Here is a 25,600-nt window from a genome sequence, read left to right as displayed (position 1 = left end):
ATGAGCGCGGTTCGCCCGTCACGCAATACGCGACGGCAACGCGTCCGCTCCCCGCACTCGCCGCGAACAAACCGGTTGGCGCGCGACGGCAACACCCGCGCGATGGTTGCTCAGACCGTCTGCCCGAGCCGCTGCGCGAGCGCCTTCAGTCGCGGCCCGACCTGCATGCGAAACACGTCCTCGTCCATCGACGATGCGGGGCCGCTGCAGCTCAGGATCAGCCAGCGCCCCTCGCGCGGCTCGCGAAATGGGACGGCCGCCGCGTTCACGTCCGTATGCCACGCGCGGAACGAATAGCAGCATCCGCCTTCGGAGAACTCGGCCACCGCGTGCTGCGCGGCCACGACGAGTGCATCGGCGTCGGCCGCGCCGCCGGCCGCGCGATGCAGTTCGGCATAGAGCGCGCGGCGCACGTCCTCCGGCTGCACGGCCAGGTATGCGCGCCCCATCGAGCTCGTCAGCATCGACAGCCGCGAGCCGGGCGCGAGCCCGAGCGTCAGCGCGGTCTCGCTGCGGATCGTCTCCAGATAGATCATGTCGAGCCCGTCGCGGCAGCCGAGCGACACGGCCGCGCCGATTTCGCGCGCGAGCGCCTGCATGTGCGGCCGCGCGAGATCGATCGTCCCCGAGCCCGACAGCAGCGCGTAGCCGAGCGACAACACGCCGGCGTCCAGCGCATACTTTCCGAGCGTCTCGTCGTAGCGCAGATAGCCGAGCACGGTCAGCGTATAGGCGAGCCGGTTCACCGTCGCCTTCGGCAGGCCCGTGCGTTCCGCGAAATCGCGGTTGCCCAGCATCGTCTCGCCGGGCCGGAAGGCGCGCAGCAGGTCGAGCCCGCGCGCGAGCGCGACGACGAACTTGCGCTCGTCGATGGGGGTGTCGTCGATGGTTGAAAGTGTCATCCGGTGCTACACTGAGGTCGATTTGCAAAACATTGTTCCGCATAGCGGAACGCAAGTCAAGCGAACTTCAGGTATCAGCCCGGAGCAAGCGCCGAAGCGCCAACTCGGGCCGACCGCAAAGCATGGGGCCCGAGTAAGCGCTGAAGCGCTAACTCGGGCCGACAGGAGATGAGACGATGAGTGCTGCAACTTTTCATTGGGACGATCCGCTGCTGCTCGACCAGCAACTGACCGAAGAAGAGCGGATGGTCCGCGATGCCGCGCAAGCGTACGCACAGGACAAGCTCGCGCCGCGCGTCACCGAAGCGTTCCGCCACGAACGCACCGACGCGGCCATCTTTCGCGAAATGGGCGAGGTCGGCCTGCTCGGCCCGACGATTCCCGAGGAATACGGCGGCCCCGGCCTCAACTACGTGAGCTACGGGCTGATCGCGCGCGAAGTCGAGCGCGTCGATTCGGGCTACCGGTCGATGATGTCGGTACAGTCGTCGCTCGTGATGGTGCCGATCTTCGAATTCGGCTCCGACGCGCAGAAGCAGAAATACCTGCCGAAGCTCGCGACCGGCGAATGGATCGGCTGCTTCGGCCTGACCGAGCCGAACCATGGCTCCGATCCGGGCAGCATGGTCACGCGCGCGAAGAAGGTGCCGGGCGGCTACTCGCTGTCCGGCGCGAAGATGTGGATCACCAACTCGCCGATCGCCGACGTGTTCGTCGTGTGGGCGAAGCTGGAAGAGAACGGCAAGGACGCGATCCGCGGCTTCATCCTGGAGAAGGGCTGGAAGGGCCTGTCGGCGCCGGCGATCCACGGCAAGGTCGGGCTGCGCGCGTCGATCACCGGCGAGATCGTCCTCGACGAGGTGTTCGTGCCCGAAGAGAACCTGATGCCGAACGTGAGCGGCCTGCGCGGCCCGTTCACCTGCCTGAACTCGGCGCGCTACGGGATCGCATGGGGTGCGCTCGGCGCGGCCGAGTCCTGCTGGCACACCGCGCGCCAGTACGTGCTCGACCGCCAGCAGTTCGGCCGGCCGCTCGCCGCGAACCAGTTGATCCAGAAGAAGCTCGCCGACATGCAGACCGAAATCACGCTCGGCCTGCAAGGCGTGCTGCGCCTCGGCCGGATGAAGGACGAAGGCACGGCGGCCGTCGAGATCACGTCGATCATGAAGCGCAATTCATGCGGCAAGGCGCTCGACATCGCGCGGCTCGCGCGCGACATGCTCGGCGGCAACGGCATCTCCGACGAATTCGGCGTCGCCCGCCATCTCGTGAACCTCGAAGTGGTCAACACGTACGAAGGCACGCACGATATCCACGCGCTGATCCTCGGCCGCGCGCAGACGGGCATCCAGGCATTCTTCTGACGATCCGGCCATCACGCGGACGGCGGCGATGCCGCGCACGCGCCGCCAGGTAAAAGGCCCGCCCGGCATCGCTGCCGGGCGGGCCTTATGTCATCGGAGCCGCGGCTCCGGGCCGCCGATGCTTACTTGTTCGGCTGCGGCGTCAGGCGCAGATACGGACGCACCGCGTTGAAGCCCTTCGGGAAGCGTTTCTTCAGCTCTTCAGGATCCTGCAGCGACGGCACGATCACGACGTCATCGCCATCCTTCCAGTTGCCGGGCGTCGCGACCTTGTAATTGTCGGTCAGTTGCAGCGAATCGATCACGCGCAGCACTTCGTCGAAGTTGCGCCCCGTGCTGGCCGGATAGGTGATCGTGAGCCGCACCTTCTTGTTCGGGTCGATCACGAACAGCGAACGCACCGTCAGCGTTTCGTTCGCGTTCGGGTGAATCATGTCGTACAGCTGCGACACCTTGCGGTCCGCGTCGGCGATGATCGGGAAGCCCACGACCGTCGACTGCGTTTCGTTGATGTCGTTGATCCAGCCCTTGTGCGATTCGACGCCGTCGACCGACAGCGCGATCACCTTCACGTTGCGTTTCTCGAATTCGCCCTTCAGCTTCGAGGTCAGCCCGAGTTCGGTCGTGCACACCGGCGTGTAGTCGGCCGGATGGGAGAACAGCACGCCCCAGCTGTTGCCGAGCCACTCGTGAAACTTGATGGTGCCCAGGCTCGATTCCTGCTCGAAATCCGGTGCGATGTCACCAAGACGCAGACTCATGATGTTCCCTCCTCGAACGATGCTGGTTGAAACCGCGCGCCGGACAGCGCGGGGCAGTCCATCAGCTTACGGGAAGCCATGGGTCGTGCGAACGAATATTCCGTTTGATATTCATACTTTTTTGTCATTTTTACCCGGCGTCGTGGCAGGACGGTGGGCGGCAAGGGAAACTTTTCAATCCTTTGACGCTCTGTTCATGATTACAAGTCGTTTACCATGCAGTCTTGCGCGGCCGCCGTGTGTCTTCCCGGCTCGCCAGCAGGCAGGGGTTTCGCTACGATGTGAACCTGCAGCATGACAGCACGAAGGGAGTTGCAATGTCGGAAATCAACAAGGAGAAACTGATGTCGGATATCAAAACCGTTCTCTCGGACGCCGAAGACCTGCTCAAGCAAGCAGCGAGCAGCACGGGCGACCGTGCGGCCGAGCTGCGCGAGAAGGCCATGTCTCGCCTGAAGCAGGCCAAGGAAAAGGCTGCCGACGTCCAGGTCGTGGTGGTCGAGAAAGGCAAGAAGGCCGCGCGCGCGACCGACGACTACGTGCACGAGCATCCGTGGACGTCGATCGGCGTGGCCGCCGGCGTCGGCGTGCTGATCGGCTTGCTGATCAACCGCAAGTAACGCGCTCTGCGCCGTTTCGTCCCGCGGGCCGCGGCGCGCGGCCCGCGGGCGTCGAAGCCAGCCGGCCTGCGCCGGCCGGCTTGGTCCTAGCTGCTTAGTGCACGCGCAAGCCTCTCATCCATGACGACAGACACCTCCTCGCAGCCGTCCGGTCAAGGACCGCTGCGCCGCCTCGTCGGCTCCGCGATCGGCCTTCTGCAGACGCGCCTCGAACTGGTGGGCATCGAGCTTGCCGAGGAGAAGGAGCGCCTGATGGGCGTGCTGTTCCTCGGCCTCGCCGCGATGATGCTCGCGACGATGGCGCTCATCAGCCTGACCGTGTTGATCGCGATCGCGTTCTGGGATACCTACCGCTGGCAGGCGCTCGCCGCGATCACCGCGCTGTATGCCATTGGCGGCATCGCATGCGCGCTGAAGGCGCGCTCGGGCCTGCGCGACGCGCCGACCGTATTCGAGGCGACGCTCGCCGAGCTCGAGAAAGACCGCGACCTGTTCCGCGGCAAGCCGTGAGCGCCCTCGCGCTCGTCCCTTCCACCTACTTCGCCGACGCGCCATGAGCCAGAACATCACGGGCAATCCCTCCCGCTCCCATTCGTCGCGATCGAACTGGAGCGCGTCGCAGCACCGCGCGCTCCGCAAGGAATTGCTGATCCTGCGATCCGAAGTCGAGCGGCTCGAATTTGCGGAGGCCGCCGCCGAAATGCGCCACGCCGTCACGCGCTTCAGCTGGCTCAAGGTGTTCATCCCCGGGTTGTCGACCAGCAGGTTCGGCCAGTCGGCCAAGAACCTGAACGCAAGCCTAGGCCAGCTCGTCAACCAGTATCCGATGCTGAGTTCGCTCGCATCGCTCGTGCTGGCGAAACCCGTTCGCTCGCTGCTGCGCGCGAGCACGGGCCCCGCGTTGAAGTGGGGCACGCTCGGCTTCGCCGCATGGGAGGTCTACCGGATCTGGAAGCAGTCCCGCGACGAGCGCGGGCTCGACCCACGCGACGACTGACCGTCGGCATCCCGCGCGCGGCCATGCGCCGCTGCGCACCCTCCTGGCGAACTCAGCGCAGGCCCCAGCAGACAGCGCCCGGTTCGTCGACACCTTCGCTTCCTGCATTGCCTTTCGTCCCGTCCGAGCGCAGCGTGAACGTGCCGCATGCATCGTCGCGCATCGGCCCGGTGTCGAGCGGCGTCGCCGCCAGTTCGTAGCTCACCGGCGAGTCGTCGCCATCCGGCCGCCCGAGCGTCAATCGATACACGGCATGCCCGTCCGGCGGCGCCTGCGCGAGCGCGTCCGGCAACGCCGCGGGCGGCGCGCCGTCCAGCGTTTCAAGATATTGGGCCGCACGGTACAGCGCGGACACCGCCGTCGCGCGGTGAACCCGCACGACATGCTCGCGATACGACGGGATACCCCACCCGGCCAGCACCGCGACGATCGCGAGCACGATCATCAGCTCGATCAGCGTGAAGCCGGCCGCTCGGCACAGCGGCAGGCGGCCGTTCATCGAAGCACCGCCGCGACACGACGCCAGCGCAGCACGACGACGTGGCCGTCGCGTATCGCGACCTGGTGTTGCAGCCACACGGCGCTCGACGCGTGCGCGCCGACGCCACGCGCGGTGACAAGGTAAGCGCGGTCGCCGGCCTGCGCTGACGGACGCCGCCACGCCTCGATCAGGCATCGCGGCGGTTGCGCGGCCATCGGCCATTCGGCGAAAGGCGCGAACGCTTCGGCAGCCGCCAGCGGCGGCATGCGCCGCCAGGCGTCGGGCTCCGCATGCGAGTCGCTTTCGTTCACGTACGGTGCCGAGCTGCGCAACAATCGCGCGGTGCACGCGGCCAGCGCGGCATCGGCCGCGTGGAATGCGATCAGCCGATCCGACAACGCACGGGTGCGGCGCGACTCCGTCAATGCGGCGTCGAACCATGTGCCGGTCAGTGCCGCGACTGCTGCGCCGACCGCGATCACCGCGGGCAATGCAAGGCCTGCATCGCGACGCCACGCGCGGCGAGCGGGCCGGAAACGCATATGGGGCTCGCGCGGGGTCATCGCCTGAACGCCGACGCATGCGGCCTGCTGCGGGTCGCCTCCGCTCGCGACGGTGCGCTCGGGCGCGTGGCCTCTCTCGATGCATCGCGAGATGTCGTCCCGCACGCACTGTGCTGCGCCGCTCATCGCGCCACCTCGCTTGCTCGGGTTGCATCATGTAACGCAGCGTCGGGTGCGAGCGCGACGTTCCGCAACGCGACGATGCGATCGACCGTCAAACGTGCGCGGCCGTCCGATGCAACGGCGGCGCGGCCGTCGCAGTCGATATGCGGCGTCGGTTCGCGCATCGGCTCGCCGCGCGCCCGCACGCAGACATGCACGGCCACGACCTCGCGCCAGTCGTCCGCACGCATCGCATCGGCGTCGACGAACTGCGTGGCGCCGCGACGCAAATAGCGCAGGCGCAACTGATCGATTCCCGCCGCGACAGGCTGCGGCGTGCCCGGACGGCCGCTTCCTTCGCAATACAGTTCGGGCTCGCCCGTCGACGGGCTGACATGCGCATCGAAGCGATTCTCCACCGGCGCAGCTTCGCCCGGCTCGCCGACACCCTGCCCGAGGCAATCCGACGTCTGGTCGTTCACCGTCGTCCACGTCGATACCGCATCGCCGACATACCGGACCAGCAACGCGTCCGACGACAGGCGCACGGGCTCGCAGCGCACCTGTGCGCCGCTACCCCGCACGCGCGCCGCCGAACACCCGAACACCGGCGGCAACGACGATGGCGCTTGTGCATCGAGCGGCAGGAATCCTGCCATCTGGATCTGCTGACCGATCAGCATCAGCGCGGTCGCTGCCGCGTCGCGCATCCTGAACCCGTCTTCCGCGCGCCGCTGCGCAATGCGCTGCGCGTGGTACAGCGCACCGGCCGCCGCGAGCACGAGGAGCCCGACGGTCATCGCGATCAGCACTTCGAGCAGCGTATGGCCACGCGTACGGCGATCAGCGTTCATCGCCCGCCCGCTCGCGAAATGGAATGCGGACACACGACGGCGGCCGCGTCGACATTCCCGCGCCATCGCAGCGCGCCGACGCGCGTCCATCGCCGCCCAGCCAGCGGACAATCGCGTAGCGCACACCGCCCGGCCCGCCGTCGAGCATCATCGCACCGCCCGGCAACGAGGCGGCCGCGAGCGCCGCGAGACCGTCGCCGGCCGCCGCGGGAGCATGCAGACGCTCGATACGCGCATCGGCCAGCCACAGCGCGCGTTCGCGCCAGATCGTCGCGCGCTGCGCACGCGCCATCGCGAGCTGGCTGCCGGCCACTGCGAGCATCACGGTGGCGAGCAGCGCGATGGCCAGCGTCGCCTCGATCAACGACGTCCCTCGCATGGCATTGCGCATCGCGATCACGCCGCGTCGCAGCGGCCGGCGACCAGCCGCGCGCGACCGCCTGCCGCAATCCGCACGCAACGCGACGCGCGCGCGTCGTCGGCGCCGGACACGCTGCGCCGTGGACGCACCTCGAAACGCCGGATGCCGCCGATCGACTGACCGACCGGCGGCGCAAATGCGAGCTCATGCGCGGCGCCCGCGACGGCCACTTCGGCATCGCGCGGGTAGCGTCGCAGCACACGCGACTGCCCGTCGACTTGCCCGCTGACGATCCAGTCGCACGACCATTCGGCCGGATCGCATTGCTCACCGGCACGCAGACAGGCGCCGTTGCGCCCGGCGCGGCACAGCGTGACGCGCGCGCCGAGACGCGTTGCCTCGGCACGCGCAAACGACAGCGCACCGAGCAGCGCGCGCGAACGGGCATCCACGCGTTCGCGCATGCGCCACTGGTCGAACGTGGGCACCGCATAGAGCGCGAGCCCCGCTGCCAGCGACATGGCGACCATCAGCTCGACGAGCGTGAATCCGCCCGACCGTTGCACCACATTCTTAAAGGGTTGAGCGCCCGGTTCCATCGCAATCGTCCTCCGCCACGGTGATGCGACGACTGTAGCGGCGCGTGCGGATGTGCGCCATTGGCCGAACGGCCGACTGGCGACATGCGATCGCAACCGACACAATCGGCGCAAATCGAACCAATGGAGCAGACGATGAACGAACGCAGCGCGTCAGCGCTTACGTGGGGTCTTGGCGGGAGAGGCGCGACGGAACTCTTCGATCACGTCGGCAAATTCGGAAACGTCCTCGAACTGGCGATACACCGATGCGAAGCGCACATAGGCGATCGTATCGAGGCCGCGCAACTCGTTCATCACGAGTTCGCCCAGCTTCTCGCTACGCACTTCGCGCTCGCCAGTCGCGAGCAGTTGATACTCGATGCGGGCGACCGCCGCGTCGATCGCGTCGGCGGCAACCGGTCGCTTGCGCAGCGCGAGTTGCATGCTGGCGACGATCTTGCGACGGTCGAATTCCGTGCGGCTGCCGTCCTTCTTCACGACGAACGGCAGGGACAACTCGACCCGCTCGTACGTCGTGAAACGCTTGTCGCAAGCCGAGCAGCGCCGGCGCCGCCGAATCGCGGCGCCATCTTCGGACACGCGCGAGTCCACGACCTGCGTGTCGTCATGCCGGCAGAACGGGCAGCGCATCGGCGATCAGCGATAGACCGGGAAACGCTTGGTCAGCTCGGCGACCTGCGCGCGCACGCGTTCGATCGTCGCTGCGTCTTCCGGATTCTCGAGCACGTCGGCGATCAGGTTACCCACCTGCTCGGCTTCCGTCGGCCCGAAACCGCGCGTCGTCATCGCCGGCGAACCCAGGCGCACGCCGCTCGTCACGAACGGCTTTTCCGGGTCGTTCGGGATCGCGTTCTTGTTCACCGTGATGTGCGCCGCGCCGAGCGCCGCTTCCGCTGCCTTGCCCGTGATGTGCTTCGCGCGCAGGTCGACCAGCATCACGTGGCTTTCCGTGCGGCCCGACACGATCCGCAGCCCGCGCTTGACCAGCGTTTCGGCCAGCACGCGTGCATTCTCGACGACCTTCTGCTGATATTCCTTGAACTCGGGCGACAGCGCTTCCTTGAACGCCACCGCCTTCGCCGCGATCACGTGCATCAGCGGGCCGCCCTGGATCCCCGGGAAGATCGCCGAGTTGATCGGCTTCTCGTACTCGGCCTTCATCAGGATCACGCCGCCGCGCGGGCCGCGCAGGCTCTTGTGCGTCGTCGTCGTCACGAAATCCGCGTGCGGCACCGGGTTCGGATACACGCCCGCCGCGATCAGACCGGCGTAGTGTGCCATGTCGACCATCAGGTACGCGCCCACCGACTTCGCGATCTTCGCCAGACGCTCGAAGTCGATCTTCAGCGCAAACGCCGACGCACCCGCGACGATCAGCTTCGGCTTGTGTTCCTGCGCGAGTTGCTCGGCCGCTTCGTAGTCGATGTCTTCGTTTTCGTTCAGGCCGTAGCTCACCACGTTGAACCACTTGCCCGACATGTTCACCGGCGAGCCGTGCGTCAGGTGGCCGCCATGCGCGAGGCTCATGCCCATGATCGTGTCGCCCGGCTTGAGCATCGCGAAGAACACGCCCTGGTTCGCCTGCGAACCCGAGTTCGGCTGCACGTTCGCGGCTTCCGCGCCGAACAGTTGCTTCACACGGTCGATCGCCAGCTGCTCGACCACGTCGACGTACTCGCAGCCGCCGTAGTAGCGCTTGCCCGGATACCCTTCCGCGTACTTGTTCGTGAGCTGCGAGCCTTGTGCGGCCATCACGGCCGGGCTCGTGTAGTTTTCCGACGCGATCAGTTCGATGTGATCTTCCTGGCGGCGGTTTTCCTGCTCGATCGCCGCAAAGATTTCGGGATCGACGTTCGCAATGGTGCTTTGGGCTCTGTCAAACATACGGTTTCCGTTAAGTGTGTACAGGTTGACCGGAGCGGCCGAGTACGGTGCGCTGCTGGCGAGACCAGCTCGACGTGGCGGAAGAATCCGTATGACGCGAGGCAGGACAGCCACCGGCGATGCACGCGACGGCGCACAACGGCTGCCCAGGCGAACGGCAAAAACGGCGCCCCGCGCTTCACGGTGGGATGCTCCACCTTGAACCCGAAGGGTTCTATCGCCAGTCACGCAGGGGTGATGAGCGCATTAGTGTATTGGATGCGTCATGAATAGGCAACCGCACGGCAGTGGCCTCCAAACAATGAGGGCCGGACTCTACGCGCCCGTGCCGGAACGCTTCGCCGTCTTGCCGCGGTGCGGCATTCTCAGTAGGCTTGCGGGATTCCACCCGCTATTCCGTTACCGACCAGGAGCAGCAATGATCGTGTTCGTCACAGGGGCGTCCGCCGGCTTCGGCGCCGCCATCTCCCGCGCCTTCGTCAAGGGCGGCCATCGCGTCGTCGCCACCGCACGCCGCAAGGATCGTCTCGACGCGCTCGCGGCCGAACTCGGCGACGCGCTGCTGCCGTTCGAGCTCGACGTGCGCGACCGCGCGGCCGTCGAAGCCGTGCCGGCCGCCCTCCCCGCCGAATTCGCCGCGCTCGACGTGCTCGTCAACAACGCCGGCCTCGCGCTCGGCGTCGAGCCGGCCCAGAAGGCGAGCCTCGACGAGTGGCAGACCATGATCGACACGAACTGCTCGGGCCTCGTGACCGTCACGCACGCGTTGCTGCCCGGCATGATCGCGCGCGGTCGCGGCCATATCTTCAATCTGGGCTCGGTGGCCGGCACCTATCCGTATCCGGGCGGGAATGTATACGGCGCGACCAAGGCTTTCGTCAGACAATTCAGCCTGAACCTGCGCACCGACCTGATCGGCACGCCGTTGCGCGTAACCGACATCGAGCCGGGGCTGTGCGGCGGCACGGAATTCTCGAACGTCCGCTTCCGCGGCGACGATGCAAAAGCGGCGAACGTCTATCAGAACGTCCAGCCGCTCACGGCCGAAGACATCGCCGACACGATCTACTGGATCGCCACGCGCCCCGCGCACGTCAACATCAATACGATCGAGATGATGCCGGTCGCGCAAGCCCCGGCCGGCCTCACGGTCCATCGCGGCTGACACGTCGCCCGCAGCCGCGGGCCCGGCTCCGGCCGGCCCGCGGTGTGCCGCGACGCACTACATTCCGTTACGAATCGGTTACGAATCCCATCTTTGCCTTCCGGTAGAATGCGCGCCATGACTCAGCCTACCCGCTCCCCGGAAGCGCCGTCCGGCTTTACCTGGCCGGTGCGCGTGTACTACGAGGATACCGATGCAGGCGGCATCGTCTTCTATGCCAACTACCTGAAGTTCTTCGAGCGCGCCCGCACCGAGTGGCTTCGCGCATGCGGCGTCGACCAGCGTCGGCTCTCCGACGAGACCGATGCGATCTTCATCGTGCGCAGCACGTCGCTCGACTACCGCGCGCCGGCGCGACTCGACGACACGCTGACGATCACGAGCCGCCCCGGACGCATCGGTCGCGCATCGGTGGAATTCACGCAGGAAGCCTGGTGCGGCGACACGCTGCTCGTGGCCGGGCAGATCCGCCTCGGCTGCGTCGACCGTCACGGCATCCGGCCCGCGGCCATCCCGCCGGCCGTGCTCGACGCGCTGCAACGCGGGCCCGTCATCGACGCGGGGCAGACTGGTTTGTCAACGAAGCTCGCATGAGCGCCGTTTAGACACAGCCTATGAACTTGCCGTTCTGATTCGATACTAAGCAAGGTTCGGCGTCAGGCCTCGCCGGCGCGCCGCGCCGCACGCACACCGGACGCCCTTGCCGGGCACTCCCGAAGGGACGTTACTCAAACCTCTATGAATACTGTTCAAGACCTGTCGATCATTTCCCTCGTCCTCAACGCGAGCGTGCTGGCCCAGGCCGTGATGGGGCTGCTGCTGCTGCTGTCGCTGATGTCGTGGACCTTCATCTTCCGCAAGTGGTTCGCGATCCGCCGCGCGCGCGCGCAGACCGAACGCTTCGAGAAGGATTTCTGGTCGGGCGGCGACCTGCAGGCGCTGTATCAAAGCGCGGCCAACAACCGCCACACGATCGGTGCGCTCGAGCGGATCTTCGAATCCGGGATGCGCGAATTCCTGAAGGCGAAGGAAAAGCGCCTCAGCGATCCGGGCCTCGTGCTCGACGGTGCGCGCCGCGCGATGCGCGCGTCGTTCCAGCGTGAAATGGACGTGCTCGAAGCCAATCTCGCGTTCCTCGCGTCGGTCGGCTCGGTCAGCCCGTACATCGGTCTGTTCGGCACGGTCTGGGGGATCATGAATTCGTTCCGCGGCCTCGCGAACGTGCAGCAGGCCACGCTCGCGAATGTCGCGCCGGGCATCGCCGAGGCGCTCGTCGCCACCGCGATCGGCCTGTTCGCCGCGATTCCGGCGGTGGTCGCGTACAACCGCTACGCGCACGACATCGACCGCCTCGCGATCCGCTTCGAGACCTTCATCGAAGAGTTCTCGAACATCCTGCAGCGTCAGGCCCAGTAAGGAGCGCGCCATGGCAGGAAGTCCCATTCGATCCAGCATGCGCGGCGGCCGCTCGCGCCGCGCGATGGCCGACATCAACGTCGTGCCGTACATCGACGTGATGCTGGTGCTGCTCGTGATCTTCATGGTCACCGCACCGCTCGTCGCGCCGTCGATCATCAACCTGCCGACCGTCGGCAATGCCGCGCCGCAGGAGCAGACGCCGCCCGTCGTCGTCAACATCAAGGCCGACCGCACGATGAGCGTCAAGTACAAGGGCGACTCGGGCGCGACCCAGGAAGACACGATGACGAAGGCCGAGCTCGACAGCTTCATCACGGCCCGGCAGGCCGATCACCCTGACCAGCCGGTCGTGATCGCAGCCGACAAGACCGTGCAGTACGATGCCGTCATGACCGTGATGTCCGATCTGAAGGCGCGCGGCGTCAAGCGCGTCGGCCTCCTCGTCAAATCGCAATGAACCGGCAGCAATCCACGCGCAGGTCCGCCTACCCGCTCCAGCCTCCCCGGGAGCGCGGGACGTGGCGCGCGTTCGCGCTCGCCGCGCTGATGCACGTGCTGCTCGCGCTGTTCCTCTATCACGGCGTGCAGTGGCAGAACAGTACGCCGGCCGGCGCCGAGGCCGAGCTGTGGACCGAAGTGCCCGACGTCCCCGCGCCGCGGCCCGTCGTCACGCCCACGCCGCCCGCGAAGGTCGCTCCGCCCCCTCCGCCGGTGCGCGACGAGCAGGCCGACATCGCGCTGCAGCAGAAGAAGCGTCAGCAGGAAGCGGCCGCGCGCGCGGCGCAGCTCGAGCAGCAGCGCCGCGCGCAGCAACTGAAGGCCCAGCAGGAAGAGGAAGCCCGGCGCGCGCAGCTCGCCGCGCAACAGGCCGCCGCGCTCGCCGCCCAGAAAGCCGCGGAACGCGACAAACAGAAGCAGGCCGACAAGCTCAAGCAACAGCAGCTCGCCGAGCAGCAGAAGCTCGAACAGCAGAAACTCCAGCAGCAAAAGCAGGCGCAGCTCGAAGCGCAGCAGGCGGCGAAGGCGAAAGCCGACGCAGCCGCGAAGGCCAAGGCGGAAGCCCAGGCCAAGGCGAAGGCCGAAGCCGCGGCGCGCGCGAAGGCCAATGCGGCGGCGAACGCGAAGCTGGACCGCGAGCGCAGCGCGCGCCTCGCGCAGATGCAGGGGCTGTCGGGCGCCGGCGAAGGCGGTGGCGACGGCCTCGCGAAAAGCGGCACCGGCACGGGCTCCGGCGGCAATGCCGCGACGCCCGGCTATGCCGACAAGGTGCGCCGCCGCGTCAAGCCGAACATCGTTTGGGGCGGCGAACGGGCAGGCCTGACCACCGTCGTCAAGATTCGGTGCACGCCGTCCGGTGACGTATTGAGCGCATCGGTCTCCCGCTCGAGCGGGAATTCGGGGTGGGATCAAGCCGTGGTCAATGCGATCCACGCATCGGTCCCGTTGCCGCCCGATTCTAACGGTCGGACCCCGTCCGACATTACGATTACCTTCAAGGCAGCGGAGTGAAACGAAATGCGCTTACACTCCGGGCGTCGCTGTCGGACGGGAACGAATCGGGTATTTTTACTGTCTCTGCGGTTGCGCAGCGATCCAAGCCATACGGGAAGCAAGAAGCATGAGTTTGATGACAAAGCTAGGTTTCAGGGCACTCGTGGCCTCGTGTCTGATCACGGCGGGCAGCGCCGCTAACGCCCAGGTCAACGTGCTGATCACCGGCGTCGGGTCGACCCAGTTCCCCATTGCCACCGCGAATTTCACGAACGAGGCGAACCTGCCGCAGCAGGTCACGTCGATCGTGCGCGCCGACCTCGCCCGCAGCGGCAAATTCACCAACATCGACGCCGGCAGCACGCCCGTGCCCGAGACCGCATCGGTCGATCTCGGCGCATGGAAGGCCAAGGGCGCGAATGCGTTCGTCGCCGGCAGCGTGAACCGCGACGCGAACGGCCAGTACAAGGTCAACTTCATCCTGTACGACACCGTGAAGCAGCAAAGCCTCGGCGGCCTGTCGCTGACGGCCACCGACACCACGCTGCGCACGGCCGGCCACAAGATCGCCGACTACATCTACCAGAAGCTGCTCGGCGTGCGCGGCGTGTTCGCCACGCGCCTGTCGTACGTGATCAAGACCGGCAACCGCTACCAGTTGCAGATTTCGGATTCGGACGGCCAGAACGCGCGCATCGCGCTGTCGAGCACCGAACCGATCATCTCGCCGGCGTGGTCGCCGAGCGGCACGAAGGTCGCGTACGTGTCGTTCGAGCGCAAGAAGCCGATCGTCTACATCCACGACCTGCCGACCGGCCGCCGCTACATGGTCTCCGACCAGAAGGGCAACAACAGCGCACCGGCGTGGTCGCCGGACAGCAACACGCTCGCCGTCGCGCTGTCGCTGACGGGCAATACGCAAATCTATACGGTCAACGCGAACGGCGGCGGCCTGCGCCGTCTCACGCAGAGCAGCTCGATCGACACCGAGCCGTTCTACTCGCCGGACGGCCGCTGGATCTACTTCACGAGCGACCGCGGCGGTGCGCCGCAAATCTACCGGATGCCCGCACAGGGTGAGAGCGCCGGCGCCGCGCAGCGCGTGACCTTCACCGGCAGCTACAACACGAGCCCGCGCGTAAGCCCGGACGGCAAGCTGCTCGCTTACATCTCCCGCACGGGTGGGGGCTTCAAGCTGTACGTTCAGGATCTGCAGAGTGGCGCGGCGAACGCCATCACGAATACCAATCGCGACGAATCGCCGAGCTTCGCGGCAAACGGCCAGTACCTTCTGTACGCCACCCAGTCGGGTGGCCGCAACGTGCTGGCTGCAGTGCCCTCCGACGGCAGCGCGCCGCCGCAGATCCTGTCCGTCCAGGGCGGCTCCGTTCGCGAGCCGTCGTGGGGGCCCTTCATGCAATGACCACAAGGAGAGTAACCATGATGTCGAATAAAGCTCGTCTGGCCCTGGCCGTGATGATGATCAGCGCGCTTGCAGCGTGCAAGTCGGGCGTGAAGCTCGACGACAAGGCGAACAACGCGGGCGCAATCGGCACGCAGCCGAGCGCCGACAACGTCGCGCAAGTGAACGTCGATCCGCTGAACGACCCGAACAGCCCGCTCGCGAAGCGCAGCATCTACTTCGACTTCGACAGCTATTCGGTGAAGGATGAGTACCAGCCGCTGATGCAGCAGCACGCGCAGTACCTGAAGAGCCACCCGCAGCGCCACGTGCTGATCCAGGGCAACACCGACGAACGCGGCACGAGCGAGTACAACCTCGCGCTGGGCCAGAAGCGTGCGGAAGCCGTCCGCCGTGCGATGGCCCTGCTCGGCGTGAACGACTCGCAAATGGAAGCCGTGAGCCTCGGCAAGGAAAAGCCGCAGGCAACGGGTCACGACGAAGCATCGTGGGCGCAGAACCGTCGCGCCGACCTCGTCTACCAACAGTAAGTAACGGAAGAATCGCCGTATGACGCACCGTTCAACCTGGCTGCGCGTTGCCGCAGCATTCTGCGTCGCGGGCGCGGCGTGGTCGGCCGCGCCGGCGCACGCCGGCATGTTCGACGACAACGAAGCACGCCGTGCCGTGCTCGATCTGCGCAGCAAGAGCGACAACCTGTCGAGCCAGTTGTCGGCCGCCCAGCGTACGATCCTCGATCAATCCGGCCGTATCGACCAGCTGAACCAGCAGGTCGCGACGCTGCGCGGCGAGAACGAGGATCTGACGAACCGGCTGACGACGCTCGAGCGGCAGCAGAAGGAGTACTACCAGGATCTCGACACGCGGCTCAAGAAGTTCGAGCCGCAGCAGGCGACGATCGACGGTGTCGAAGGCACCGTGCAGCCGGGTGAAACGGATGCGCTCAGCGCGGCGCAGCAGCAGTTCCGCAACGGCAACTTCAAGGCGGCGGCGGCTTCGTTCCGCGCGTTCATCGCGAAGTATCCGCAGAGCCCCTATCAGCCGACCGCGCAGTACTGGTACGGCAACGCGCAATACGCGCTGCGCGACTACCGTGGTTCGACCGCGACGTGGCAAGGGATCGTCAGCAAGTTCCCGCAACACCCGCGCGCGGCCGACGCCCTCGTGGCGATCGGCACGAACCAGCTCGAACAAGGCCAGAAGGCGGCCGCGAAGAAGACGTTCGAGCAGGTCGTGTCGCAGTACGCCGGCTCGAACGCGGCGCAGACGGCGCAGGGCAAGCTCGAAACCATCAAATAATTATCGTGACGGGTTGTTGACAGCCCTGTAACCCGTCGCTATAATCTTTTGCTCTTTAGGTCGTTGCCCAGGTTGTTGAAGCAACGAACCGACAGGTTTCAAGAACGTGGGGTGGTAACTCAGTTGGTTAGAGTATCTGACTTTTAATCAGAGAGTCGAGGGTTCGAGTCCCTCCCACCCTACCAACTATCTTTGATAGTGTAAAAAAGCCTCCCTCGCGGAGGCTTTTTTGCGTCTGTCGCCGCACCGTTCGAGCAGAATTCCCGACGATGCTCGTCACACACTCGGCCGCGCGCAACCTGAGCCCGACCGATCACCGCGCACTCACGTCCCGCAGTACCGCACCATATCCGGCATACAGATTGCCGTCGGGCAGCAACCGCAATTGCGCGAGTTGCCGATGCACGACCGGCAAGTTATGGAACGGCATCCGCGTGAACAGATGATGTTCGATATGGAAATGAATCGCATGCGGGCCGAACAGGAACGTCTGCCATGAACGCCGGACGATCGTGCGTGCGTTGCGGCTTTGATCGGCGCCGGCCGGCAACCCCGCGTGCTCGAAGATCGCGCGCACCTGCCCGGCGAACGGCAACAAGGTGACGGACGGCACGATCCACAACGCGACGTACAGCAGCGGATGTCCGGCCAGCGCGAGCGCGCCGAACAGCGCGCCGTTGCCGGCCAGCATCGACGCGATCTCCCACGCCGCATACGCACGCGATTTTTCGACCTTCGGCAACGCATGCGCGAACGCGCCGCGCGCGAGCTTCACGACGCTCGTCACGTAGCCGACGCCGCACGCATACGCGAGCAGGCGGACGATCAATCGCCCGCGCGTCGCCGGATAGTCGTGCACGCCGAACAGCAGCGCGACGGGGTCGTCCGCTTGCATCGGCGCGCGATGGTGCTTCAGATGGCCCGCCCGATACGTGCGCAGCGACAGCCATAGCGGGCCGGCCGCGAGCAGTTGCCCGAGCACGTCGTTGACGCGCCGGTTCCGTGCAAGCAACCCGTGCGCCCCTTCGTGCATCATGACCGCGAGCGCGAGCTGGCTGCGCGCGATCACGATCGACGCGCACGCGTAGGCCAGCGGATGCGCAAACGCGATCGCAGCGGCAAACGCGGCGGCAATCATCAGCCAGTCACCCGCCAGCGCCATGCCGACACGCGCCGCGCTCACGCGAAACAGCCCCGGATCGGGCACGAACCGGCCGAGCCCGACGTTCGGTCCGGCGCGGTGAACGTGCGCCTCCGTCATGCGAGCCTCCTGCGCGGCAAACGCCGCTCGACCCACAGCGTACTGACCGCCGCGAGCACGAACCCGCCCAGCACGTCCGCGACCGTATGCTGCTTGAGCGTCAGCGTCGACGCGCAGATCAGCAGCCCGATCGCCGCCGCGACGATCCGGCGCCGGTCCACCAGCATCCGGCACGCGAGACACGTCACCGCGACATGCAGGCTCGGGAAGCCGTTGGCCGCAAGATCGAGCGCCCACATGCGCGCCAGACGCCGACGCACGAATGCATTGCCGATCTCGGCGATGTCGGGCCGCGGCACGGCTTCCGGAAACATCAGGAAGCAGGCCACGCCGAGCACGAACGCGATCAGCACGGCGTCCCTGAACGCGGCGAACGCGGACGGTCGCGCGTACGCGGCGAGCGCAATCACGAACGGAAAGAACGCGACATAGACGAACCACGACCATGCGATGAACGGAATCCGCGCATCGATCGCCGTGGCCAGCACGTAGCGCGGCGTGACGCCGCGCTCCAGCAGAAAGAAGATCGCGAGGCCCGCGACCAGGCCGAATGTCGCGGCCAGCATCTGCCGGACATCGGGCCGGCGATCGTCCTGAAACATGCGCGTATTCATCGCGGCGCTGGTGCCTCGCATCGGGTTGCCGCGTCGGCCGCTCGCGCATGCGGACCCAGCGCGAGGAGGTGCGATGTCCACGCGTCGACACGCGCACGCGCATGCTCGCGGCCCGCTCGCGTCCCCGCCGGCGTACCGGGATCGCGCATCAGTTCGATCGACGCCTGCCCGACCTCGCGCCGGAATGCCGCCGCATCGCCCCGCCATGTGACCACGCGGTGCACGAGTTGCAGCCGTGCCGCGCGCGCGGCGTTGCTCGCCTGTTCGGGCTGATCGGTCTGCACGAGCAGGATCGGACGGCGATACACGCGCGCAATCGACAACGCGGCCATGCCGGGCGCCGATACGATCAACGGCGCATGCGCGGCGCGCGTCGGCCAGTCGGCGTCGACGCCGGTCCAGCCGTCGTGTCCGGCGTAGCCCTCGCCCACGCGGTGGGCGGCGAGCCCCGCGTCGCGCATGCCGGCCGACAACGCATCGGCGAGCGCGACGTCGCGAAAGTGCGGATTCAGATAAACGGCCGCCGCAACGCGTTCGTGCGCCGGCCGTTCGGCGACGATCGGCACCGGCGTCGGCAGCCGGCGATGCCGGTGCGAGCGCGGCGCATCGTCGGCGAAGCCGTACGCGAAATCGTGCTCGATACGGCCCAGCGCCGCATCGATCTGCCAGTCGACGATCCGCGCGAAAGCGCGCGCCAGCACGCGCGGCAGTCGTGCATCGAAATTCGCGGTCAACGCGCGGCGCAGGCTGCCGCCATACACGTGGACGACGCGACGCCGCCAGCCCGGCACCGCCCCCATGAACAGCAGCGCCGGATGAAACGAGTCGTTGACCACGAGATCCGCATCGCGAACGATCGCACGCAGCCGCACGATGTCGCGCAGCATGCGGGTCGGCCTGAACACGTAGTGCGCGACATTGCGATCGGTCGCGTCGCGCAGCATGTTCTGCCGCTCGTCGAACTGCACCGCGTAGTGCCGCGACAACACGTCCGCGTCGATGCCGAACGCGGCGAGAAATGCCTGCCCGGCGTCGGACGTCGTCAGCACGTCGACCTGCGCGCCGGCCGCGCGCAACGCATGCACGAGCAGTTGCGCGCGCATCAGATGGCCGCGCGCGTCGGCGGTCGCGAGATAGACGATGTGCGGCATCATGCGCGCGGACGAAGCGACTGGAGCCAGCCGGCCGCGACCATCGCCAGCGCGCCCGTCACGCCGAAACCGGCTTCGATCGCGCGGATCTCGTCCAGCAACGCGGCGAGCGACGCGGCCTCGGACGGCTCGACGAGGCGGCGCAGCGTATCGGCGCAAAGCCGGACGTGGCGCGTCTCGTCGGCGAGCACGCGCGACAGCAACGGATACAGCGGATGCGTGTCGCCGATCGTCGCACAGTGGCGCGCGAGCACGCGCATTGCCATCTGTTCCGCGCACAGGCCGGTCGCATACGCGGGCACGAGTACGCCTTGCGCGAAATGCGGCGCGTAGCGCTGCGCCAGACGCCGCCATCGCACGATCTTGCGCCGGCTCAGCCAGTCGGGTTCGTGCGGGCCGGTCGACACGTCGACGCCGCGCCGGCGCAACGCATCGGCAAATGCGGCCGCGTGGCGGCGCTCGTCCGCGAGATGCTGGTCGATGCGCGGCGCGAGCCAGTCCGGCGGCTGTCCGGTCCAGTCCTCATGCAGCGCGCACTCGGTCGCTTCTTCGCCGCTCAGGTACATGCGCAGCATCCAGCGCTCGCCATGCATGCTGCGATGCAGTTGCCGGATCGCCGCCCGCTTGATGCGATCGACGAGATACGCGCGCATCCGCGCCGTACCGCGTGGCACGGGCGCATCGAGACAATCGAAGCGCTCGCCGTGCCCGGCCTGCGACGACACCGGCAATTCGCTTGCCGCGGTCATGCCGGCTCGCCCCGCGCGGATGAAGATGGCGTCGCGGCAGCCGCCGGATCGCGACGCCAGCCGAGGATCAGGCCGACGAAGCTTTCCTGCATGAACGCATGCGCAGAGGCTGCCGCGCCCGCGAACGCTTCCTCGCGGCCATTCACGCGCAGATAGCCGCTGCCGTCGCGCGCGCCGAACTCGATCCGGTCGTTCTTCCGAAAGCCGCGCTCGCGCACGTCCTTCACGAGTGCGCTGCCATCGAGGCCGAACAGGAACAGCTCGCGCTGTGCGACCCACACCGGAATGCGATTGCTCAGCGCGTCGAAGCGAATCGACCACGTGCCGGACGCGAGCGCGCGATCGACGTCGGCATCGTGCGGCGCGTTCGACGTGAAGCTCGCGCGCGCGACCGCCTTCGTCAGGCCGCCGACACCGAGCGCGATCGTGATGTCGTCCGCCAGCGGCTGCTTCGGATCGGTCGCACTCACCTTAACGAGATGGCGCGCCAGCCGCGAGGCGAGCGACGGATGCGCGAACAGCGCAAGCGTTTCGTCCGGCGTGAGCACGTCGCGCTCACGATCGCCGTCCTTCACGCGCACACGATACGGATCGATCCGCACATCGGTGAACGAGCCGTGCACGGGCGCATGGACGTACACGTCGCGGTCCCATTTCCGGCCGTCGCGACGCAGCAGAACGTGCACGCTCAACGGCACGCGCCGCCCGTCGGCATCGACGCCCGTGCCTTGCAGCAGCACGTCGCCGAGCACGTCCTTCGTGCGGCGGTTCGCATCGCTCGAGAAGACGATCGCATGCGCATCGGTGTCGATGCTCGCGTGACCGTCGGGCGCATCGAGCGCGATGCGATTGCAGTCCGACGCGGCCGCATTCGCGAACGGGCAGCCGCTTCGCGACATGAAGTGATAAATCCCGCGCCCCGCACGATCGACCGGTGCGGCATTGGCGCCGACGCTGGCGGCAAGCAGGGCGAGACAGGCAATGCGAGTGGCGAGTGAGGGCATGGTCGTCGTCGGAACAGAATCAGGATGTCGAAGTGTCGTGGCCGCGAGGCGCGGCGCCGTTTCAATGACGGTGATAGGACAGCGCATCGAGATCGCGCCGGGTCGATGCGCGTCCCGTGAGCCCGAAACCGCGCGCGAGCGCGCCGAGCGTATCGACGGCGGACGCGGCGATCGTGACGCCGGCAGCCGCGAGATAGCGCGCGGCGCCCAGTCGCGGCAACTGCTGGCGATCGAGCGCGCGCAGGCTGTAGCCGAGCCGCATCGCCATCACGCAGAACGGGCCGAGCGGGCCGCTGCGGCCGAGCCACTGCCATCGACGCGGCAGGTACGCGTGCACGAGATACGGCGTCAACCCGACGCTGTCCTCGCCGCGCATCCAGCGCAGCTTCAGCGACTCGCGATGCGTGTCCGGCAGCCGATGCTCGGTATGCGCGGCCGGCGCGAATTCGACGGCCACGCCGGCCGCCTGCATCCGCAGCCCCATCACCTGGCAATGCGCGCGATAGACGCCGTCGAGCGGCTCGTAGCGGAACTGCGCGAACACGTCACGCCGGAACGCGACGTTGTTCGCGTAGAAGTTGCGCGTCGCGCCATCACGCAGCGGGCTCGGGAAATACATGAAATCGATCGACGTCAGCGCGATGCCGAGCACGTTGGGCGCGTAGCTGGTCCGCCCCGCCACCGCGACGGGCGCGTCGCCCGCGTCGCGCGCGAACGGCGCGAGCAGGTGCTCGAGCCAGTCGTCGGCCGGCCGGCAATCGGCATCGCCGAATACGACGATGTCGCAGCGATCGGCATCGACGCGATCGAAGCCGTCGTTCTTCGCATCGTAGTAGCCGGTGCTCGCGCCGATCTCGACGAAGTCGATCGGGCGGTCGGCCAGCGCGGCGATTTCCGCGCACGCGTCGGCGGGCAGGCCGTCGTGCGTGATGATCCATTGCGCAAGGGCGGCCGGCGGCACGGTCTGTTTCGACAGCGCCGCCACCAGGCGTTTCAGGCTGCCGACGGCCTGCGCAAGGCCCGCGCCGCCGCGCAGGTTGTTGGTCTCCAGCACAAGCGCGGCCCGCGCGGCTACGGAACGGGCGGTCGCGTGCGTCCGCGCTGCGGTGTCGGTCAGGTTCGGCATCCGGAATATCTCCATCGTCATGCGCGACGACATGGACAAAACGAAAGGACGGCGGGTCTGCGGCACGCCGGCGAATGCGGGCGGCGCGGACATCGTCGCGCAGCGGGCGGCCTCGGCGGGCGCCCGCTGCGCGTGCCGTCACTCCTGGATCGACGGCGCGGAATCGGCGTCGGTATAGCGCGGCTTCGCGTTCTGCAAGTCGCGCGTGTTCTTCTGCACGGCCACCGAGCCGAACAGCGCGAGCACGAACGACATCGCGTAAAAGCCCTTTTCGCTCAATTGCAGCGTCGCGTTGAAGAGACCGACGATCAGGAGCGCGATCGACAGCAGCAGCGCGATCCAGCTGAGACCGTAGTAGATGCCGGTGACGGGAATGCCTTCGGCGCGGTCGCGCACGCTCTTCTGCAGCGAGATCGCCGCATAGAGGCCGAACACCAGCACGGTGAAGTAGTAACCCTTCTCGTTGAGCTGCATGCCGGCGTTCCAGAGCCCGATCAGGAAGGCCGCGAAACCGGCGATCAGCGCGGCCCACGATGCGGCCACGAACGCGAACGACGGCTGCTGGATGGTGGTCTGGTTCATTGCGTTGCCCTCTCTTTCTTGTTGTTCGAAATCGTTGTCATTGACCTGCGTTTTGCGCATGGTAGCAGCTTTGGCGCGCGTCACGACGGCCCCGCCGCGCATTCGCCGCAAGCGCGAGCCGCGGTTGATGCAATGCATCCGTGAGACGATTGCGCTGAAAATTGACACCCTGACGTATCCACACTCTCCTCGACAGCGATCAGAATAGCGTTGCATCGCCCGAGATCGCGGCGCCCGCCGCCCTCCTCACTCTTCTCGACAAGGACGCATCATGCTGAACTGGAACGAATACCGGAAGGAACTCTCGACGCGTATCGGCGACATCGCCAAGCTGTCGCCCGATACGCTGGCCGGCTACCAGGCGCTGGCCGGCGCCGGCGCCAAGACGGGCCATCTCGACGCGAAAACGCGCGAGCTGATCGCGCTCGCGGTGGCCGTCACGACGCGCTGCGACGGCTGTATCGCCGTGCATACGGCCGAAGCGGCCAAGCATGGCGCGACCAAGGAGGAAGTGGCGGAAGCGCTCGGCGTCGCGATCGCGTTGAATGCGGGCGCGGCGCTCGTCTATTCGGCGCGCGTGATGGACGCGCTCGGCGACTGAGCCGGCGCGGTGCGGCACGATCGTCGTGCCGCACCCCATTCATTGTTGCGTTGCGCTGCGTGGCGCCCGGCCGCCGGCTGGGCGATTGCGCATCGCGCGTATGGGCCTGCCATGTGTGACGAATGTGGCGACTCGCGTGGACGCGTAGGCGTCGCGGAGTCGGCTACCATGCACGAACGATACATCGTGAAGGAGCGCTCCATGTGCCGCTGGCTCGCTTATACGGGTAATCCGATCCATCTGGAAACCGTGCTGTTCCGCGCGACGCATTCGCTGATCGACCAGAGCCTGCATTCGGAGCTGGGCGCGACGACCACCAACGGCGACGGCTTCGGCATCGGCTGGTACGGGCATCCCGACGAACTTCCGTTCCGCTATCGCTCCGTGCATCCCGCCTGGAACGACCGCAACCTGCGCGAGGCCGCGCGTGCGATCCGCTCGCCGATGTTCATCGCGCACATTCGCGCGGCGACCGACACGCCCGTGCAGGAAACCAACTGCCATCCGTTCCGCCACGGCCGCTGGCTGTTCGCGCACAACGGGCTGATCCGCGACTTCCACAAGCTGCGCCGCGACCTGACGATGAAGGTCGATCCCGCGCTGTTCCCGACGCTCGAAGGCTCGACCGACTCCGAACTGATGTTCCGCCTCGCGCTGACGTACGGTCTCGAGCAGGCGCCGCTGCCGGCGCTCGAACGGATGGTCGGCGTGGTGGAGGAAACCGCCGCGCGGCATCGCGTCGCCGATCCGCTCAACATGACGATCTGCGCGACCGACGGCGAACGGATCGTCGCGGCGCGCTATTCGAGCGAACGGCAATCGCGCTCGCTGTTCCACAGCACGTCGTTCAAGCACCTGCACGCGCTGTATCCGCATAACCCGCGCATCGCGGAAGCCGGCGACGATGCGTTCATGGTCGTGTCGGAGCCGCTCGTCGACCTGCGCGGCGCGTGGGAGGAAGTGCCGGAGGGCATGGCGATCGTCGCGCACGGCGCCGATGTGCAGCAGCGGCCGTTCGGGCCGCGGCACAAATGACGTGCCGCAGTCCTGACGAAATCCAGCGTATTCAGGTAGCCGATACTTCAGCGCGACAGGGCAATCGCGGCGATCCGGCTTTCAACGGGGCCGGCGCTCGGTGCTGCCGACGCAATCGGAAGGGACGCCAATCGTCGCCCGGCAAATAAGGTCGGAAAACATGCCCTCGGATAATTCCCCAATTCGATAATAAGTGACAGAGACGCATCACAAAGCAGCCCGTGCTGGCTATTGCGATATTTCGCCGAATAAAAAATTAATGCCCTTGTGACTTCATGTCGACCCCCGAATCCAGGTCGATAAATCGACATGCGGTCGAGAACCCTGTCGACCACGCACATTATTTCGAATCATTACAACGGGCCGGCAATCATTACCGGACGGACGCGGTGCGCACACCATCGCGCCGCTTGAAGGCAAGCGCTTATTCCCGATCAAAATATTCAACTTACCAATTTTTAAAGGCGCCGTTACAATTCGGCGACGAATGAATTCGCATCAATAATGTACGACGCCGTTACCGGCACATCGAATCCGAGATGACGCAAGATCGCTCCAATTCCCGCCCTGTCATGTCGACGGGCAATCAATCCGTGCTTTCCAGCATGAAGCAGGACCATGCGTTCGTGGTATGGCTCACCGGGGTGTCCGGTGCCGGTAAATCGACGCTGTCGAATCTTCTGAAGGAACAGCTCGATGCACACGGCCTTCGGACTTTTCTGCTGGACGGCGACCAGCTTCGCGAAGGATTGAACCAGGATCTCGGATTCAGCGACGCAGACCGCCACGAGAACATTCGTCGGACGGCCGAGGTCGCGCGCCTGATGGTGGCTGCCGGGCTCGTCGTCATCGTTGCGCTGATCTCGCCGTTTCGGGACGCACGCGCCAAAGCGCGCGCCCGCTTCCCGCAGGGCATGTTTTTCGAAGTCTTCGTCGACGTTGCGCTGGATGTGGCGGAAGCGCGCGACCCCAAAGGGCTCTATGCGCGGGCAAGGCAAGGGACGCTTCGGCAGTTCACCGGCATCGAATCGACCTATGAAAAACCGGTATCGCCCGACGTGCACGTCCGCACGGGCGAAGCAGGTCCGCGGGAATGCGTGCACGCGATCATGCAGAAATTGCCGTTGAACGGCTGATGCACGTCGTCGACCGTCGTCCGCTGCCCGTCGTGAACCTCCATCGCCGCGAA

At 66.7% G+C, this 25,600-nt stretch carries 31 protein-coding genes, 1 tRNA gene and 1 riboswitch; of the genes, 16 read left to right on the top strand and 16 right to left on the bottom strand.

Annotation, left to right across the window (positions count from 1 at the left end):
• Positions 1 to 110 precede the first annotated feature (110 nt).
• Positions 111 to 902 carry an IclR family transcriptional regulator gene (locus JYG37_RS05915; protein WP_050011730.1) on the bottom strand — a complete coding sequence of 264 codons (792 nt, stop codon included), beginning with the start codon at positions 900 to 902 and terminating at the stop codon, positions 111 to 113.
• Positions 903 to 1,078: 176 nt separating this feature from the next.
• Here JYG37_RS05915 and JYG37_RS05910 point away from each other — a divergent pair, with 176 nt between their 5' ends.
• Positions 1,079 to 2,266, top strand: coding sequence for an acyl-CoA dehydrogenase (locus tag JYG37_RS05910; RefSeq protein ID WP_050011731.1), 1,188 nt, complete (start codon positions 1,079 to 1,081; stop codon positions 2,264 to 2,266).
• Positions 2,267 to 2,388: 122 nt separating this feature from the next.
• Here JYG37_RS05910 and JYG37_RS05905 read toward each other — a convergent pair whose 3' ends face one another.
• The gene (locus JYG37_RS05905) at positions 2,389 to 3,027 is read right to left on the bottom strand and encodes a peroxiredoxin (protein WP_006476788.1); all 639 of its coding nucleotides are present in this window, start codon (positions 3,025 to 3,027) and stop codon (positions 2,389 to 2,391) included.
• Positions 3,028 to 3,344: 317 nt separating this feature from the next.
• Between JYG37_RS05905 and JYG37_RS05900 the strand changes: the two genes are divergently transcribed.
• From JYG37_RS05900 to JYG37_RS05890, 3 genes are all read left to right on the top strand, one after another.
• The gene (locus JYG37_RS05900) at positions 3,345 to 3,647 is read left to right on the top strand and encodes an ElaB/YgaM/YqjD family protein (protein WP_006494044.1); all 303 of its coding nucleotides are present in this window, start codon (positions 3,345 to 3,347) and stop codon (positions 3,645 to 3,647) included.
• A gap of 120 nt (positions 3,648 to 3,767) precedes the next feature.
• A complete protein-coding gene (locus JYG37_RS05895) occupies positions 3,768 to 4,157 on the top strand; it encodes a phage holin family protein (protein ID WP_050011732.1) in 390 nt (129 codons plus the stop codon).
• A 43-nt stretch (positions 4,158 to 4,200) separates the two neighbouring features.
• A complete protein-coding gene (locus tag JYG37_RS05890; protein ID WP_050011733.1) occupies positions 4,201 to 4,644 on the top strand; it encodes a DUF3318 domain-containing protein in 444 nt (147 codons plus the stop codon).
• A 52-nt stretch (positions 4,645 to 4,696) separates the two neighbouring features.
• Here JYG37_RS05890 and JYG37_RS05885 read toward each other — a convergent pair whose 3' ends face one another.
• From JYG37_RS05885 to glyA, 7 genes are all read right to left on the bottom strand, one after another.
• The gene (locus tag JYG37_RS05885; protein ID WP_089488190.1) at positions 4,697 to 5,143 is read right to left on the bottom strand and encodes a type IV pilin protein; all 447 of its coding nucleotides are present in this window, start codon (positions 5,141 to 5,143) and stop codon (positions 4,697 to 4,699) included.
• On the bottom strand, positions 5,140 to 5,604 hold the full coding sequence (locus tag JYG37_RS05880; RefSeq protein ID WP_089488624.1) for a pilus assembly protein: 465 nt from the start codon (positions 5,602 to 5,604) through the stop codon (positions 5,140 to 5,142). Before JYG37_RS05880 ends, JYG37_RS05885 begins: the two co-directional genes overlap by 4 nt.
• A 206-nt stretch (positions 5,605 to 5,810) precedes the next feature.
• On the bottom strand, positions 5,811 to 6,644 hold the full coding sequence (locus JYG37_RS05875) for a type IV pilus assembly protein (RefSeq protein WP_050011735.1): 834 nt from the start codon (positions 6,642 to 6,644) through the stop codon (positions 5,811 to 5,813).
• Positions 6,634 to 7,023, bottom strand: a complete 390-nt coding sequence (locus JYG37_RS05870) for a type IV pilus modification PilV family protein (protein WP_249746027.1) — start codon at positions 7,021 to 7,023, stop codon at positions 6,634 to 6,636. The genes JYG37_RS05875 and JYG37_RS05870 overlap by 11 nt, the downstream gene beginning before the upstream one ends.
• A gap of 17 nt (positions 7,024 to 7,040) precedes the next feature.
• Positions 7,041 to 7,604, bottom strand: a complete 564-nt coding sequence (locus JYG37_RS05865) for a GspH/FimT family pseudopilin (protein WP_050011737.1) — start codon at positions 7,602 to 7,604, stop codon at positions 7,041 to 7,043.
• Positions 7,605 to 7,757: 153 nt separating this feature from the next.
• A complete protein-coding gene (gene nrdR / locus JYG37_RS05860) occupies positions 7,758 to 8,237 on the bottom strand; it encodes a transcriptional regulator NrdR (protein WP_050011738.1) in 480 nt (159 codons plus the stop codon).
• Positions 8,238 to 8,243: 6 nt separating this feature from the next.
• Entirely contained in the window at positions 8,244 to 9,491 is a 1,248-nt protein-coding gene (gene glyA, locus JYG37_RS05855) for a serine hydroxymethyltransferase (RefSeq protein ID WP_213345932.1), read from the bottom strand.
• Positions 9,492 to 9,628: 137 nt separating this feature from the next.
• A riboswitch (ZMP/ZTP riboswitch) is annotated at positions 9,629 to 9,729 on the bottom strand.
• Between the two features lie 180 nt (positions 9,730 to 9,909).
• Between glyA and JYG37_RS05850 the strand changes: the two genes are divergently transcribed.
• The 9 genes from JYG37_RS05850 to JYG37_RS05810 all read left to right on the top strand — a co-directional run bounded on the left by JYG37_RS05850 (position 9,910) and on the right by JYG37_RS05810 (position 16,473).
• On the top strand, positions 9,910 to 10,656 hold the full coding sequence (locus JYG37_RS05850) for an SDR family NAD(P)-dependent oxidoreductase (RefSeq protein WP_050011740.1): 747 nt from the start codon (positions 9,910 to 9,912) through the stop codon (positions 10,654 to 10,656).
• 108 nt (positions 10,657 to 10,764) lie between these two features.
• A complete protein-coding gene (gene ybgC, locus JYG37_RS05845) occupies positions 10,765 to 11,250 on the top strand; it encodes a tol-pal system-associated acyl-CoA thioesterase (RefSeq protein WP_050011741.1) in 486 nt (161 codons plus the stop codon).
• A gap of 144 nt (positions 11,251 to 11,394) precedes the next feature.
• On the top strand, positions 11,395 to 12,072 hold the full coding sequence (tolQ, locus tag JYG37_RS05840; protein WP_006476795.1) for a protein TolQ: 678 nt from the start codon (positions 11,395 to 11,397) through the stop codon (positions 12,070 to 12,072).
• Between the two features lie 10 nt (positions 12,073 to 12,082).
• On the top strand, positions 12,083 to 12,532 hold the full coding sequence (gene tolR, locus JYG37_RS05835; RefSeq protein ID WP_050011742.1) for a protein TolR: 450 nt from the start codon (positions 12,083 to 12,085) through the stop codon (positions 12,530 to 12,532).
• Positions 12,529 to 13,584 carry a cell envelope integrity protein TolA gene (tolA, locus tag JYG37_RS05830; RefSeq protein ID WP_050011743.1) on the top strand — a complete coding sequence of 352 codons (1,056 nt, stop codon included), beginning with the start codon at positions 12,529 to 12,531 and terminating at the stop codon, positions 13,582 to 13,584. Before tolR ends, tolA begins: the two co-directional genes overlap by 4 nt.
• Before the next feature lie 109 nt (positions 13,585 to 13,693).
• The gene (tolB, locus tag JYG37_RS05825) at positions 13,694 to 14,989 is read left to right on the top strand and encodes a Tol-Pal system beta propeller repeat protein TolB (protein WP_050011744.1); all 1,296 of its coding nucleotides are present in this window, start codon (positions 13,694 to 13,696) and stop codon (positions 14,987 to 14,989) included.
• A gap of 17 nt (positions 14,990 to 15,006) precedes the next feature.
• A complete protein-coding gene (gene pal / locus JYG37_RS05820; RefSeq protein WP_050011745.1) occupies positions 15,007 to 15,519 on the top strand; it encodes a peptidoglycan-associated lipoprotein Pal in 513 nt (170 codons plus the stop codon).
• Positions 15,520 to 15,538: 19 nt separating this feature from the next.
• A complete protein-coding gene (gene ybgF, locus JYG37_RS05815) occupies positions 15,539 to 16,288 on the top strand; it encodes a tol-pal system protein YbgF (protein ID WP_006484965.1) in 750 nt (249 codons plus the stop codon).
• 108 nt (positions 16,289 to 16,396) lie between these two features.
• Positions 16,397 to 16,473 (top strand) — tRNA-Lys (locus tag JYG37_RS05810).
• A gap of 128 nt (positions 16,474 to 16,601) precedes the next feature.
• Here JYG37_RS05810 and JYG37_RS05805 read toward each other — a convergent pair.
• The 7 genes from JYG37_RS05805 to yiaA form a co-directional block, all read right to left on the bottom strand.
• Positions 16,602 to 17,549 carry a fatty acid desaturase family protein gene (locus JYG37_RS05805; protein WP_089488188.1) on the bottom strand — a complete coding sequence of 316 codons (948 nt, stop codon included), beginning with the start codon at positions 17,547 to 17,549 and terminating at the stop codon, positions 16,602 to 16,604.
• The gene (locus JYG37_RS05800) at positions 17,546 to 18,151 is read right to left on the bottom strand and encodes a phosphatase PAP2 family protein (protein WP_235356142.1); all 606 of its coding nucleotides are present in this window, start codon (positions 18,149 to 18,151) and stop codon (positions 17,546 to 17,548) included. The genes JYG37_RS05805 and JYG37_RS05800 overlap by 4 nt, the downstream gene beginning before the upstream one ends.
• Before the next feature lie 8 nt (positions 18,152 to 18,159).
• Entirely contained in the window at positions 18,160 to 19,317 is a 1,158-nt protein-coding gene (locus tag JYG37_RS05795) for a glycosyltransferase family protein (protein ID WP_204383673.1), read from the bottom strand.
• Complete coding sequence (locus tag JYG37_RS05790) at positions 19,314 to 20,063, bottom strand: hypothetical protein (protein WP_089488186.1); 750 nt, start codon at positions 20,061 to 20,063, stop codon at positions 19,314 to 19,316. The genes JYG37_RS05795 and JYG37_RS05790 overlap by 4 nt, the downstream gene beginning before the upstream one ends.
• A complete protein-coding gene (locus tag JYG37_RS05785; protein ID WP_204383672.1) occupies positions 20,060 to 21,067 on the bottom strand; it encodes a hypothetical protein in 1,008 nt (335 codons plus the stop codon). Before JYG37_RS05785 ends, JYG37_RS05790 begins: the two co-directional genes overlap by 4 nt.
• A gap of 61 nt (positions 21,068 to 21,128) precedes the next feature.
• On the bottom strand, positions 21,129 to 22,193 hold the full coding sequence (locus JYG37_RS05780; protein WP_089488622.1) for a glycosyltransferase family 2 protein: 1,065 nt from the start codon (positions 22,191 to 22,193) through the stop codon (positions 21,129 to 21,131).
• Between the two features lie 138 nt (positions 22,194 to 22,331).
• A complete protein-coding gene (gene yiaA, locus JYG37_RS05775) occupies positions 22,332 to 22,775 on the bottom strand; it encodes an inner membrane protein YiaA (RefSeq protein WP_050011812.1) in 444 nt (147 codons plus the stop codon).
• A 271-nt stretch (positions 22,776 to 23,046) separates the two neighbouring features.
• Between yiaA and JYG37_RS05770 the strand changes: the two genes are divergently transcribed.
• The 3 genes from JYG37_RS05770 to cysC all read left to right on the top strand — a co-directional run bounded on the left by JYG37_RS05770 (position 23,047) and on the right by cysC (position 25,547).
• Positions 23,047 to 23,376 carry a carboxymuconolactone decarboxylase family protein gene (locus JYG37_RS05770; RefSeq protein ID WP_027788276.1) on the top strand — a complete coding sequence of 110 codons (330 nt, stop codon included), beginning with the start codon at positions 23,047 to 23,049 and terminating at the stop codon, positions 23,374 to 23,376.
• Between the two features lie 201 nt (positions 23,377 to 23,577).
• Complete coding sequence (locus JYG37_RS05765; protein ID WP_213346083.1) at positions 23,578 to 24,411, top strand: class II glutamine amidotransferase; 834 nt, start codon at positions 23,578 to 23,580, stop codon at positions 24,409 to 24,411.
• Positions 24,412 to 24,983: 572 nt separating this feature from the next.
• Positions 24,984 to 25,547 (top strand): adenylyl-sulfate kinase, encoded by a 564-nt coding sequence (gene cysC / locus JYG37_RS05760; protein ID WP_050011752.1) that lies wholly within the window; start codon positions 24,984 to 24,986, stop codon positions 25,545 to 25,547.
• Positions 25,548 to 25,600 lie beyond the last annotated feature (53 nt).

Origin of the sequence: Burkholderia sp. LAS2 (genome assembly GCF_018417615.1) — a bacterium.
GTDB lineage: Bacteria > Pseudomonadota > Gammaproteobacteria > Burkholderiales > Burkholderiaceae > Burkholderia > Burkholderia sola.
The sequence above is the reverse complement of the archived record's forward strand: the minus strand, read 5'-3'. Positions and strand labels throughout refer to the sequence as shown.

Coding starts and splice junctions, on each gene's coding strand:
- tolA (WP_050011743.1), top strand. CDS start 12,529: ATGAACCGGCAGCAATCCACGCGCAGGTCCGCCTACCCGCTCCAGCCT.
- tolR (WP_050011742.1), top strand. CDS start 12,083: ATGGCAGGAAGTCCCATTCGATCCAGCATGCGCGGCGGCCGCTCGCGC.
- JYG37_RS05850 (WP_050011740.1), top strand. CDS start 9,910: ATGATCGTGTTCGTCACAGGGGCGTCCGCCGGCTTCGGCGCCGCCATC.
- JYG37_RS05765 (WP_213346083.1), top strand. CDS start 23,578: ATGTGCCGCTGGCTCGCTTATACGGGTAATCCGATCCATCTGGAAACC.
- tolB (WP_050011744.1), top strand. CDS start 13,694: ATGAGTTTGATGACAAAGCTAGGTTTCAGGGCACTCGTGGCCTCGTGT.
- nrdR (WP_050011738.1), bottom strand. CDS start 8,237: ATGCGCTGCCCGTTCTGCCGGCATGACGACACGCAGGTCGTGGACTCG.
- JYG37_RS05865 (WP_050011737.1), bottom strand. CDS start 7,604: ATGGAACCGGGCGCTCAACCCTTTAAGAATGTGGTGCAACGGTCGGGC.
- JYG37_RS05900 (WP_006494044.1), top strand. CDS start 3,345: ATGTCGGAAATCAACAAGGAGAAACTGATGTCGGATATCAAAACCGTT.
- JYG37_RS05800 (WP_235356142.1), bottom strand. CDS start 18,151: ATGTTTCAGGACGATCGCCGGCCCGATGTCCGGCAGATGCTGGCCGCG.
- JYG37_RS05895 (WP_050011732.1), top strand. CDS start 3,768: ATGACGACAGACACCTCCTCGCAGCCGTCCGGTCAAGGACCGCTGCGC.
- JYG37_RS05805 (WP_089488188.1), bottom strand. CDS start 17,549: ATGACGGAGGCGCACGTTCACCGCGCCGGACCGAACGTCGGGCTCGGC.
- JYG37_RS05910 (WP_050011731.1), top strand. CDS start 1,079: ATGAGTGCTGCAACTTTTCATTGGGACGATCCGCTGCTGCTCGACCAG.
- JYG37_RS05795 (WP_204383673.1), bottom strand. CDS start 19,317: ATGATGCCGCACATCGTCTATCTCGCGACCGCCGACGCGCGCGGCCAT.
- JYG37_RS05780 (WP_089488622.1), bottom strand. CDS start 22,193: ATGCCGAACCTGACCGACACCGCAGCGCGGACGCACGCGACCGCCCGT.
- ybgC (WP_050011741.1), top strand. CDS start 10,765: ATGCGCGCCATGACTCAGCCTACCCGCTCCCCGGAAGCGCCGTCCGGC.
- JYG37_RS05770 (WP_027788276.1), top strand. CDS start 23,047: ATGCTGAACTGGAACGAATACCGGAAGGAACTCTCGACGCGTATCGGC.
- cysC (WP_050011752.1), top strand. CDS start 24,984: ATGTCGACGGGCAATCAATCCGTGCTTTCCAGCATGAAGCAGGACCAT.
- JYG37_RS05885 (WP_089488190.1), bottom strand. CDS start 5,143: ATGAACGGCCGCCTGCCGCTGTGCCGAGCGGCCGGCTTCACGCTGATC.
- JYG37_RS05905 (WP_006476788.1), bottom strand. CDS start 3,027: ATGAGTCTGCGTCTTGGTGACATCGCACCGGATTTCGAGCAGGAATCG.
- JYG37_RS05915 (WP_050011730.1), bottom strand. CDS start 902: ATGACACTTTCAACCATCGACGACACCCCCATCGACGAGCGCAAGTTC.
- JYG37_RS05790 (WP_089488186.1), bottom strand. CDS start 20,063: ATGACCGCGGCAAGCGAATTGCCGGTGTCGTCGCAGGCCGGGCACGGC.
- glyA (WP_213345932.1), bottom strand. CDS start 9,491: ATGTTTGACAGAGCCCAAAGCACCATTGCGAACGTCGATCCCGAAATC.
- ybgF (WP_006484965.1), top strand. CDS start 15,539: ATGACGCACCGTTCAACCTGGCTGCGCGTTGCCGCAGCATTCTGCGTC.
- JYG37_RS05785 (WP_204383672.1), bottom strand. CDS start 21,067: ATGCCCTCACTCGCCACTCGCATTGCCTGTCTCGCCCTGCTTGCCGCC.
- JYG37_RS05875 (WP_050011735.1), bottom strand. CDS start 6,644: ATGAACGCTGATCGCCGTACGCGTGGCCATACGCTGCTCGAAGTGCTG.
- JYG37_RS05870 (WP_249746027.1), bottom strand. CDS start 7,023: ATGCGAGGGACGTCGTTGATCGAGGCGACGCTGGCCATCGCGCTGCTC.
- JYG37_RS05890 (WP_050011733.1), top strand. CDS start 4,201: ATGAGCCAGAACATCACGGGCAATCCCTCCCGCTCCCATTCGTCGCGA.
- tolQ (WP_006476795.1), top strand. CDS start 11,395: ATGAATACTGTTCAAGACCTGTCGATCATTTCCCTCGTCCTCAACGCG.
- pal (WP_050011745.1), top strand. CDS start 15,007: ATGATGTCGAATAAAGCTCGTCTGGCCCTGGCCGTGATGATGATCAGC.
- yiaA (WP_050011812.1), bottom strand. CDS start 22,775: ATGAACCAGACCACCATCCAGCAGCCGTCGTTCGCGTTCGTGGCCGCA.